8 protein-coding genes are annotated in these 12465 nt (G+C 26.2%); 7 read left to right on the plus strand and 1 reads right to left on the minus strand.

Annotated elements, in window-relative coordinates; all coding sequences use genetic code 11:
- Positions 1-26: 26 nt before the first annotated feature.
- Positions 27-944, plus strand: a complete 918-nt coding sequence (locus tag MBBAR_RS07005; protein ID WP_143746159.1) for a transposase — start codon at positions 27-29, stop codon at positions 942-944.
- A 659-nt stretch (positions 945-1603) separates the two neighbouring features.
- Here the strand turns inward: MBBAR_RS07005 and MBBAR_RS07010 are convergent.
- The gene (locus MBBAR_RS07010) at positions 1604-1921 is read right to left on the minus strand and encodes a DMT family transporter (protein ID WP_080460593.1); all 318 of its coding nucleotides are present in this window, start codon (positions 1919-1921) and stop codon (positions 1604-1606) included.
- 259 nt (positions 1922-2180) lie between these two features.
- Between MBBAR_RS07010 and rimI the strand changes: the two genes are divergently transcribed.
- The 6 genes from rimI to MBBAR_RS07040 all read left to right on the plus strand — a co-directional run bounded on the left by rimI (position 2181) and on the right by MBBAR_RS07040 (position 12224).
- Positions 2181-2624 (plus strand): ribosomal protein S18-alanine N-acetyltransferase, encoded by a 444-nt coding sequence (gene rimI, locus MBBAR_RS07015; protein ID WP_080460594.1) that lies wholly within the window; start codon positions 2181-2183, stop codon positions 2622-2624.
- Positions 2625-3133: 509 nt separating this feature from the next.
- Positions 3134-4240, plus strand: a complete 1107-nt coding sequence (carA, locus tag MBBAR_RS07020) for a glutamine-hydrolyzing carbamoyl-phosphate synthase small subunit (protein ID WP_080460595.1) — start codon at positions 3134-3136, stop codon at positions 4238-4240.
- 19 nt (positions 4241-4259) lie between these two features.
- Complete coding sequence (gene carB, locus MBBAR_RS07025) at positions 4260-7475, plus strand: carbamoyl-phosphate synthase large subunit (protein WP_080460596.1); 3216 nt, start codon at positions 4260-4262, stop codon at positions 7473-7475.
- A gap of 468 nt (positions 7476-7943) precedes the next feature.
- Entirely contained in the window at positions 7944-10061 is a 2118-nt protein-coding gene (locus MBBAR_RS07030; RefSeq protein WP_080460597.1) for an Ig-like domain-containing protein, read from the plus strand.
- Between the two features lie 163 nt (positions 10062-10224).
- On the plus strand, positions 10225-11451 hold the full coding sequence (locus MBBAR_RS07035) for an amidohydrolase family protein (RefSeq protein WP_080460598.1): 1227 nt from the start codon (positions 10225-10227) through the stop codon (positions 11449-11451).
- 341 nt (positions 11452-11792) lie between these two features.
- Complete coding sequence (locus MBBAR_RS07040; protein ID WP_042703298.1) at positions 11793-12224, plus strand: universal stress protein; 432 nt, start codon at positions 11793-11795, stop codon at positions 12222-12224.
- Positions 12225-12465: the final 241 nt, after the last annotated feature.

Below are 12465 nucleotides of genomic sequence, written 5' to 3' on the forward strand. Positions count from 1 at the left end.
GGAATTAAACCTGTTAAAAAAAGGTGTTGTTAATTTTTAAAATAGTTTTAATGAGTATGTTTTTCGCATCAGATATTTCATACGTTGTTAGTGAGCTTAAAAGAAGCCATGAGTTGAGAAAGTCTTTAGGATTTAATCAAGTTCCAGAATCAAATCAAATATATGAATTTTTGGCAAGATTTAATCAAAATCAAATACTTGAATTCGTGATTAAAACATTAAATAAGGAATTTAAACCAATTAAAAGAGGAAAACGCACAGTTTTAATTGATGGAACCGATATACAGGTTGATATGAACTGGAACAAGCAAAATTACACTAAAAAATTTCTCGAGAAAAAAGGGCTTTATTGGGCCAAATCAGCTTCAAAAGGGTTTTATATAGGATTTAAATTAACTTTAGCACTTGATTATCACACTGGACAACCATTGACCATGTTAATACATAAAGGATCTAAGCATGACTCCGAATTATTCCCTGAAATAATGGAAAAACTAAGAAAAAGAAGAATAATAAGAAACAAAGACATTATAATAGCAGATAAAGGATATATAAGTTTTAATAATTATCGTGAGGGAATTTTAAAGTATAAAATAGTTCCATTAATATTTCCAAAAGAAAACATGAAAATAAACAAAATTTTAAGCCAATTCAATTATCCTTTAGAATATTTCAAAGTTAAAAACAAAAAAGAAGACATTTACAAAGAATTAGTTTCTAAATTCAAAAAACTAATCACCAAATGGAAGAAATTTAAAAAAATAAGAGGAAAAATCGAAGATTTCTTCAAATTAACCAAAAAAGGACTGAAAAATAACAAATTCCACAAATATACAAAAGAATCCATAGCAAAAACAAGTTATCTGCTTGTACTTTTAACAGGACTCATCATAAAACAAGGATACAACGAATCAGAGAGCATGCAAAAGCTCTCAGAAACCTAAAAATCTAGCACCCTAAAAATAATTATAAAAATAATTATAAAAAATTATAAAAATAGTAAATTATCATCATAAATATAAACATAAAAAGAACATCAAAAGATGTTACTTTTTATATTTGGTGTTTGATCGAATCCGCCTTTCAATCTACAACTAGTAAAGTACATATAAAACTATGAAAATTCATCTGATAAATAACTCTTATAAAATTCATCTTTTTAATAGTTTTATTAACAATGTAACTTAACTTCACTTCTTTTATTAATTGTGCATACTATATAAAGGTTTTGGTTTATTTTTAAAAAAAACCAGTGATTTGTGCTCTTTTTAGGAAATAAAGAAGCATTAAAAGGAATTGGATTAACTATATTAACATCTCAAAGATTTATACTTTGTTTCAGCTAAATCAGCATGACTATGACATATTCTATAAAATAAGACTTTATCTAACCTTTTAATAATTCTAAATTTTATTTTAAAAATCCTTTTTTTATTAATTCATCTCTTAAAAGTTATTATGAGCATCAATAGGATTTTTTTCATGTAAAAAATCTGTCTATGTTCTTTGTTTGTTTATTAATCTTCTTTTTCCTGTGTTAATCTTTTTAATTCTTTTTTTTAAAAATATTTTTATTTAAATTAAGATAAAAAATAATTTTTCATTATCCTGAAATTTTTAAGCCAACTATTCCACCTATTACTAACATTATACAGAATATTCTAATCATTGACTTTGTTTCACCTAAAAAAACCATTCCTATAATAGCTACTCCAACAGCACCAATAGCTGTCCATACAGCATATGCAGTTCCAATTGGTATATATTTCAATGCTAGAGAAAGGAAAAATAAGCTTAAAACCATAATGATAACGGTTGTTATAGACATTAAAACATTTGTAAAGCCTTCTGAGAATTTAAGAGATATTGCCCATCCAATCTCTGAGATTCCTGCTATAATAAGAAATATCCAAGGATTCATACTTTCAAAATATATACATTTGTGTATATATAGTTTTGTATAATTCTAGAATTCTACGGAGTCCCTATTCTATTTTTATTTTTTCATGTTTTGTTTTTATTTTTTATTCCCTTTATATTTCACAATAATTAAATATTATAACATAAACATATTTTATTAATTACAATAATTTACAATATTACGAATAATTTAAGATTATGAAATTTAATATTATGAATAATTCTTATTATGAACTTTAATTTAATTTGTTTTGAGTTTTATGATAATCAGAGAATTTCGCCCAAAAGATTTGTTTAGAGTTTATGAAATTCAGGAACTATCCATTCCTAATCCTTATAATATGGATATACTTAGAAAACTTTTTGATTTTGGAGCAGGCTTTTTAGTTGCTCAAGTTAAGGAAAATGTAGTTGGTTATATTATATTTTGGATTGTTGAAGAGAATAGGGGCCATATCATTTCTTTAGCTGTAGATCCAGATTACAAAAGACAAAAAGTAGGTTCAAGATTGATTAATACAGCTATTGCTACATTTTTAAAGTTTGACATATTTAGAATAACTTTAGAGGTAAATGCTGAAAATAAAGAAGCTTTAGATTTTTATCAATCTATTGGGTTTAAAATAAATAAAAAAGTATCAAATTACTATGAAGATGGAGCTGATGCTTATAAAATGTCCTTTAATTTTTTTGATGGTTATTAACTAAATTTTTTAGTACTTTAATCTATTATCTAAAATTTATTTTTATAATTTTTATATTATTTTTTATAATTTTTTAATTTTTTAACTTTTTTAATTCTTTATAATTCTTTATAATTTTTTTATAATTTTTTTATAATTATTTTTATAATTATTTTTTTATTTATAATTAAATTTAATTAATATTAATATCATAATTTATATTGTTGATTTATGTATAATTTTTTTATCATAAGTTTTAAATATCTTCTTATCTTATTTAATAAAGGAGCTTTAAAAAGTTTAAATAATTTTAATAAATTTAAATATTAATTAAATATTAATAGAATTTCTTTAATATGCTAATAATATATTAATATGTATTTTTAATATTAAAAGAATGGTTAATATTACATAAAATAATTTATTACACAAATAGTTAATATTATGCAAATATATGATTTTAGATAGTCAATGTTTTTATAGTCAATTTATTTATAGTTAATGTATTTATATTTTAATATGGTGATTTAATGGAGAAGGGAGAAAAAACAAAGGGTAAATCTACTGCAAAAATAGCTTTAGAGGATGGAACGATAATTAAAGGTGAAGGGTTTGGTCATGAAACAACTGCAACTGGTGAAATTGTTTTCACGACTGGTATGACTGGTTATGTTGAAGGATTAACTGATCCTTCTTTTAAAGGTCAAATAATGATGTCAACATATCCTCTTCAAGGAAATTATGGTGTTAGTGATGATTGGTATCAATCTGGAAAAATCCAAGTAGAAGGATACATTGTAAGAGAGGTCTGCAAAGAACCTTCTTTATACTCTTCACAGAAAACATTAGATGAGTTCTTAAAAGAATATAAAATTCCAGGTATTAGTGGAATTGATACAAGAGATTTAACCATAAAAATTCGTGAAAAAGGAGCTATGAAATGTGCAATATCTACTGAAGAAATTGATGATAGTGAACTTATTGCTCAGGCAAAGAATCAATTAAGCATTGTAGATATGGATTTAGTTCCACAAGTTTCAACTAAAGAGATAATTACATTTGGTGATAATTTCAAACAAAAGGCAGCTTTAATTGATTGTGGTGTTAAGAAAAATATTATTGAGGGATTTCTAAAAAAAGATATTGGTGTGGTTCTTTTCCCATATAATTCAGATTATAAAACAATATTGGATTATGATATAGATGGGCTAATGATTTCTTGTGGCCCTGGAAATCCAGAAAGACTCACTGAAACAATAGAAAATGTGCAAAAATTATCCAATCGTCTTCCTATTTTTGGTATTTGTATGGGTCAACAGGTTATAGCTAAATCTTTTGGAGCTAAAATTTATAAGATGAAGTTTGGTCATAGGGGATCTAATCAACCAGTTAAGGATTTAACAACAGGTAAAGTTTTTATAACTTCTCAAAATCATGGGTTTAGTATTGATAAGGAATCATTAAAAGATACTCCTTTGAAATTGACTCAAATTAATCTTAATGATAATACTCCTGAGGGCTTTTCACATGAAGAGTTACCACTAAATTGTGTTCAGTACCATCCTGAAGCTGGACCTGGTCCAAATGATACTAATTTTGTATTTGATAAATTTAAAAAGATGATGGATGATTATTAGTAATGAATGAGGATTATAGATGCCAATTGATAAAGATATTAAAAAAGTACTTATAATAGGTTCAGGGCCAATTCAGATAGGTCAAGCAGCAGAATTTGATTATTCGGGTTCACAAGCTTGTAAATCAATAAAAGAAGAAGGAATTGAAACTGTACTAATTAATAGTAACCCTGCTACGATCCAAACTGATATGGATATGGCAGATAAAGTTTATGTTGAACCTTTAACTCCTGAAATTGTGGCTAAAATTATTGAAAAAGAGCAAGTTGATGCTATTTTGCCTACTATGGGTGGACAAACTGGATTAAATATAGCTACTGGATTAGATGAAATTGGAGCATTAGATGGAGTAAAAGTAATAGGTTCATCAGTTAAAACAATTAAGGATGTTGAGGATAGAGATTTATTTGGAAATTTCATGAATAAACTTAATGAACCTATTCCTAAATGTCGAGCTGTTGAATCTATTGATGAAGCTATTGAAGCAGTTAAAAATATAGGATATCCTGTAATTGTAAGGCCTGCTTTTACCTTAGGAGGTACTGGTGGTGGTGTAGCTAATAATAAGGAAGAACTTATTGATATTGCTTCTCATGGTTTAGATATGAGTTTCATTGGTCAAGTTCTTATTGATGAATCTGTTCTTGGTTGGAAGGAATTTGAATATGAGGTTATGAGAGATAAAAATGATACTTGTATTATAATTTGTAGTATGGAAAATATTGATCCAATGGGAATTCATACTGGTGAAAGTGTTGTTGTAGCTCCTGCTCAAAATTTAAATGATATTGAAGCTCAAAGTTTACGTGATGCTTCTATAAAAATAATAAGGGCATTGGGCATTGAAGGTGGATGTAATATTCAATTTGCTGTTAATCCTGAAACAAGTGAATATAAAGTTATTGAAGTTAATCCAAGGGTAAGTAGAAGTAGTGCATTGGCATCTAAAGCTACTGGTTATCCTATTGCTAAGATATCCTCTAAAATAGCTATTGGAATGACTCTTGATGAAATTCAAAATGATATTACAAAAGAAACACCTGCGTCTTTTGAACCAACGATTGATTATGTAGTAGCTAAAGTTCCTAGGTGGCCTTTTGATAAATTTAAAGGAATTAGTAGAAAAATTGGAGTTCAGATGAAGTCTACTGGTGAAGTAATGTCTATAGGAAGGACTATTGAAGAAGCACTTCATAAAGCTATTCGTTCTCTTGACACTGGTTTTTCTGGGTTTGAAGAAATTGATTTCAGTAAGGATGATTTGAAAAATCCTACTGATGAACGATTATTCCAGGTTTATGCAGCACTTAAAATGGGTATGCCTGTAAGTAAAATTCATAGCCTTACTAATATTGATACATTTTTCTTAAATAAAATTAAAAATATTGTTAATTTTGAAGAAAAAATTAATAAAGATTCTTTAAAGGATAAAGAGCTGTTTTTAGAAGCTAAAAAAATGGGTTTTTCAAATTCAACATTGGCTGAAATAGCAAAGATTAGTGATGAGGAATTTGAAAAAATAACCAATGTTCATAATATTAAACCTTGCTATAAGATGGTTGATACTTGTGCAGCTGAATTTGAAGCTAAAACTCCTTATTATTATAGTAGCTATGATGGTGTGGATTATGATGGTGGAGATGAACTTCAAGTTTCAGATAATCGTAAGATAATAATACTTGGTGCAGGTCCAATTAGGATAGGCCAAGGTATTGAGTTTGATTATTGTTGTGTTCATTCTAGTTTAGCTCTTAAAGAAGAAGGAATTGAAACTATAATTATTAATAATAATCCTGAAACTGTAAGTACTGATTATGATATTTCTGATAAGCTTTTCTTTGAGCCATTAACATTTGAAGATGTAATGGCTATTGTTGAAAAAGAAAAACCAGAAGGTGTTTTGGTTCAATTTGGTGGACAAACTTCTATCAACCTTGCTGTTCCTTTAGCTAATGCTGGTGTAAAGATTCTTGGAACTCCTTATGAGAGTATTGATAGAGTTGAAGATAGGGAGAGATTTACTGAAGTTTTAAATAAACTTAGTATTCCTCAAGCTCCTTATGGATTAGCTATGTCCTTTGATGATGCAAGAGATGCTGCTAAAGATATAGGTTTCCCAGTTCTTGTTCGTCCATCTTATGTTATTGGTGGAAGAGCTATGGAAATTGTTTATGATGATTATGAGCTCAAAGAATATATGGAAGAAGCTGTAAAAGTATCCCCAGAACATCCAATCCTTGTAGATAAATTTTTAGAAGGTGCAATTGAGGTTGATGTTGATATTCTCTCAGATGGTGATGATGTATTTATTGGAGGAATAATGGAACACATTGAAGAAGCAGGAGTTCATTCTGGTGATTCTGCTTGCGTAATACCTCCTCAAACTATTCCAGAAGATGTTTTAGATGTTATTCGTGATTATTCTCGTAAACTAGCTATTGAACTTGATGTTATTGGATTAATGAATATACAATATGCAGTAAAACTTGATGAAAAGGATGAATCTGGTAAAAATAAAGGTAAGGTTTACATTATTGAAGCAAATCCAAGAGCAAGTAGGACTATTCCGTTTGTAAGTAAAGCTATTGGTAAACCTTTAGCTAAAATAGCATCACAGTTAATCATTGGTAAAAAATTAAGAGACTTTGGATTAACTGATGAAATTAAGATTAATCATGTAGCTGTAAAAGAATCTGTTTTCCCATTTTTAAAACTTCCTGAAGCTGATGCAGTACTTGGACCTGAAATGAAATCTACAGGAGAAAGTATGGGAATAGATGAAAATTTTGGGCTTGCTTTTTATAAGTCACAGCTTTCAGCTAATATGGATCTTCCAAAAGAAGGAACTATATTTATTAGTGTAAGGGAAGAAGATAAACCTAAAATACAAGATATAGCAGAAAAGGCATCTAAATTAGGATTTAATTTAATAGCTACTCCTGGAACTGCAAGAGCAGTTGATGGTGTTGAAATTGAAGAAATTAGTAAAATAAGTCAGGATTCTCCTAATGTTAGCGATAAGATATTGTCTAAAGAGGTTGATTTGATTATTAATACTCCTTCTGGAAAATTATCTGCAGCTGATGGCTATAAAATTAGACGCTTAGCTATTGAGCTTGGAATTCCTTATGTTACTACATTAGCTGGAGCAAGAGCTGCTCTAAATGCTATTGAAGCTATTAAAAACAGTGAACTTAGAGTTAAATCTTTAAATGAATATATTGGAGAAAATTAAATTAATTTATAATACTTTATAATACTTTATAATATTTTATAATATTTTCACAATATTTCTATTTTTTATTTTTATTATTTTTTTAAAATTTATTACTCTTTCAAAATTGATTATTTTTTTATATTATTTTTATAATTATTTTTATATTATTTTTCATTATTTTTCATTATTTTGAGTAGATTTCCAGATGAATAAGCATTTTTAATAGTTTTAAAGCTATTTAAAAATCAAAAATATATTTTTATCATAAAAATAAAATTCATAAAAAACTCACAAAAAACCAGATTATCAATTTCATTTATAATAATGGGAAATAAAAGAAGAAAAAACCTTAAATGAAAAAATAAAAATGTCATTGGTAGATGTGATTAGTTTGTACTTATGGAAAATTATATAATGTTTTTTTAATATATGAAATAATAAGATTCATAATTTGACTTAGATTAATCAAAAATAGGGGGGATTTTTATGAATTTTATGAGGCATGATAAAAAAATTTTTTTAATATCATCTTTAATTATTTCTTTTATTTTCATTTTTAGTTTAACTAGTGTTAGTGCAGCTGATATTTATGTAAATGAAACAGGTGGAAATGATACTAATGAAGGGACTATTGCTAGACCTTTAGAAAGTGTTAAAAAAGCAGTTGAGAAAACTAATGCTGAAAATGGAAATAATAAGATTATTATTAAAGGTGGAACTTATACTGGAACTAAAAACAATCAGATAGTTATCAATCGTAGTGTAGACATTTATAGTGCAAAATATTATTATAATGATAATAAGTATGGTGATGTTGTAATAGATGGAGGAAAAACTAATTGGTTGTTTAAAATTCAAAATAATGCTAATGTTAACTTTTATGGAATAAATTTTGTTAATGCATATTCTACTGAGTATGGTAGTGTTATTCGTGGAGCTGGTGGTAATTTAAGCATAAATAATTGTAGTTTTATAAACACCACAACTAATAATATGGGTGGTGCTGTTCACGGTGGTGTTATTCATGTTAATGGTGGTAATTTAAGTGTTTTAGGTTCTAATTTTATAAATAATACTGTTAATCTTACTACTAATGTTGTGGGTGGTGTTATTTATGTTTCTAACCTTGTTAATTGTAATATTTCGAACTCTAGTTTTATTAATAATACTGTTGACCTTACTGCAATTAGTGGTATTGTTCAAGGGGGTATTATTTATGTTAATATTGTTAGTAACTTTAGTGTAAGTGGTTCTAGTTTTATAAATACTATTATTATTCCTAATAGTGATATTTTGGGAAGTGTTATTAATGTATATGGTAGTAGTAGTGTTGGTAATGTAACTTATTCTAGATTTATAAATAACCCTAAAGTACAAGTATATGGTAATTTTGCTAAGTTGTATTGTGATTATAATTGGTGGGGAACTAATAATGATTTATATGCAGTAACTAATGCTAACTTGAATAATTATTATACTATGAAAATTAGTAGTATTATATCTAATAATAGTCTTAGTGTTGGTGATAAGCTTAATTTTATCTATAGTTTTGTTTTAAATGGTACTGATGATAATGCTGGTGCAGCTAATAATTTCCAATTCTTTGATGTTGGTATTTATAATAATGATATTTTTTGGAAAAATATTAATGGTCGTTTAAGTGCTAGCTATAATATTCCTTTAACTTCTCTTAATAATTTTATTAAAGCTATTCTTGATAAAGAAAATTCTACTATCCTTTATAATGCTAATAAAGCTACTACTAATATTGTGATTAATGTTATATTTAGTGCTTATTATGGTCAAACTGTTATTTTTAAAGCTATTTTAAGTGATCAGGCTGGTGATTTATTAGGTGGAAAAACAGTTAAATTAAATATAGGGGGTTTAATACTTAATCTTAAGACTAATAGTAAAGGTGAAGCTTCTTATAGTTATTTAGCTAATAAATTTATTGGTTCTAAAAATATTATAGCTGATTTCATAGGAGATAGCTTATATAATGGCGTTAGTAAAAATATTAATTTGAATGTTGTTAAAGCTAAAACTAGTTTAATTATTTCTAATTTCAAAGCTCTTTATAAGAAATCTAATGTAATTAAAGCTATTATTAAAGGTCAAAATGGTAAAATTTTAGCTGGAAAAGTAGTTAATTTATATATTAATGGTAAATATATTGCTAAAGCTAAAAGTTCTAGTTCTGGCTTAGTTAGCTTTAAATATACTTTTAAAACAGGGAAAACTCATAAAGTTATAGCTAATTTTGCGGGAGATAGTTATTATTTAGCTAAAAACTCTCCTACTTTAAAAGTTATTCCTAAGAGTAAGACTTATACTAAGTTATCTAAATTCGCTGCTAAATATGGTAAAATAACTACTTTTAAAGCTACCCTTAAAAATACTGCTAATAAAGCTATGGTTAAAAAGTATATTAAGTTTTATGCTAATGGTAAGTATCTTGGTCAAGCTAAGACTAATTCTAATGGTTTAGCCATACTTTCTAAGAAAATCAGTTTTAAAGGTTTAGTTAGTTTTATAGCTAAGTATCTTGGTGATAGTAAGAATCATGAGTCTAGTTATACTCAAAAATTAACTATAAAATAGGGATGTTTTTTTATTAATTAAAAATGAATAATTTTATCTCTAAATTTTTACTCTTTTTCTCTTTTTCTCTCTTTCTTTTTTATTTTTTAATAATTTTAATTATTTATTTTTTCATTATTTTATTAATAAAATAATAAATATTAGTTTAAACATACTATTTTTAATGATAACCATAGCTAATGGAACTGTTTTATGTGGTGCTGATTTAGTAGCTAAAAACACTAATGTCTTAATTGATGATGGAAAGATAATTGAAATATCTAAAGATGTTTATGAGGGAGAAATTATTGATGCTACAAATTCAATAGTTTGTCCTAGCTTTTTAAATGCACATACTCATATTGGAGATTCTATTATAAAGGATGTGGGAGATGGAAAGTCTATTGAAGAAATTGTAAAACCTCCTAGTGGATTAAAACACATGGCTCTTGAATCCTCTTCCAATGAGGACATTATTAATTCTATGAAAGACTCAATGTTGGAAATGCTTCAAACTGGAACAACTCATTTTATTGATTATAGGGAAGGGGGTATTAATGGTGTCAAGCTACTTAAAAAGGCAACTGAGGATATTCCAATTAGTCCAATAGTTTTGGGTCGTGATGATAGTTTTTATGGTGATGATCCTGATTTATCTAAGATAAAGATAGCTATTCGTAAACTTTTAAAAAATTGTGATGGGATAGCTCCAAGTGGTTTTGGTGAGATAACAGAAGATGTAGCTACTTTGATTGTTACTGAATGTGAAAAACAAGGTAAAATATCATCTATTCATGCAGGAGAGTATGAAAATCTTCAAACCGATTCTTTAACAAAAAATGGTAAAACTGAAATCCAAATGGCTATTGAATCTGGATTTAACCAATTAGTTCATGTTACATCTCCTTTAAAGAATGATTTGGATTTGATTAGAAAAAATAAAAGTAATATTGTACTTTGTCCTCGTTCCAATGGAGCTTTTTCACTTGGTATTCCTCCACTTTTTGAGATTTTAAAGAATGAAATTAGGCCTCTTATTGGAACTGATAATATAATGATAAATTCACCTAATATTTTTAGAGAATTAGAATTTACCTTAAAGATAATGAGGGCTTTTTACAAGCATTATATATCTCCAAAGGAAATATTAAAAATGGCAACAACAAATGTATATTTAAATAATTCAAAATATGATTCTAATAATAATTCAAATAATGATTTAAACAAAAATTTTAATGATTTTAGTATTTATAAAAAAATTAACAAATCTATAATTGATGAGAAAAATAATGTAGAACTATTTATATCAAAAAAAATATCAAAAAATCCATATTTAAGTTTAATTAATAGGTCAGAAACAAAAGATATAATATGTTTAATGAATAGAGATAAATTAATATATTATGATTAATAAATCTATTTATATCTAGTAAGTTATTTAATTTTATGACAAATATTATATTAATATAATTATGTTATTTAATTTTATAATAAATTGTATTAATATGTGTTTTTGTATTTCTATGTAAATTAGATTAAATTAGGTTATAAAATATAGAATTGTAAAAATGTATAGAATTGTAAAAATGAAATATATAAAAATAAAATATATAAAAATAAATATTAATATAATTAATGAAATATTAATATAATTTTTTATAAGCTGTCATTTTAGTGGTATTGATAGTAATAAATAAAAATCGTGTTAAAATATTTAATTATTGAGTTTAACAAGGATTAACGAGGGATAAAATGTATAAAAAAATATTATTGCCTACTGATGGTTCAAAATTTGCAGAAAAAGCAGAAAAACATGCTCTATTTCTTGCAGAAGCAAGTGGGGCAGAAATTATTGCTTTGAGTGTCGTTGAAACAAGCTTTTCTATTGGTCTTCCTTCTGATGATACAATATTCCAAATAAACCAGTTACTTAAGAAAGAAACTGAGAAAAATCTTCAAAAAGTAGAAAAAATGAAAGAAGAATGTGCTAGTGATGTTAAAATAACTTTAAAAGTAGATGAAGGTTCTCCTGCTGAAGTCATTTTAGAAACTATTGAAAAAGAAGATATAGACTTAGTTGTAATGGGTAGTTCTGGAAAAACTGGGTTTGATAGATTTATTATGGGTAGTGTAGCTGAAAAAGTTGTTAAAGCTGCAGAATGCTCAGTTCTTGTTGTTTATTAATAGTATGGCGATGTAATAATATATTAAATTTAGTAATATATTGTTTATATTATTATATTACTCTATTATATAATGTGTCTGAATAATTTTAATTATAATTGTATTTGAATAACTTTAATAAATTTTTTAATAAATTTTTTAATAAATTTTCAATAAATTTTCAATAAGTTTTTAATAAACCTTATGAATAAGTATAGATAAATCTTATTAATGGTTAGATTAATACAATTTTATGAATGTT

Origin of the sequence: Methanobrevibacter arboriphilus JCM 13429 = DSM 1125 (assembly GCF_002072215.1) — an archaeon.
In the GTDB taxonomy this organism is placed as follows: Archaea; Methanobacteriota; Methanobacteria; order Methanobacteriales; family Methanobacteriaceae; genus Methanobinarius; species Methanobinarius arboriphilicus.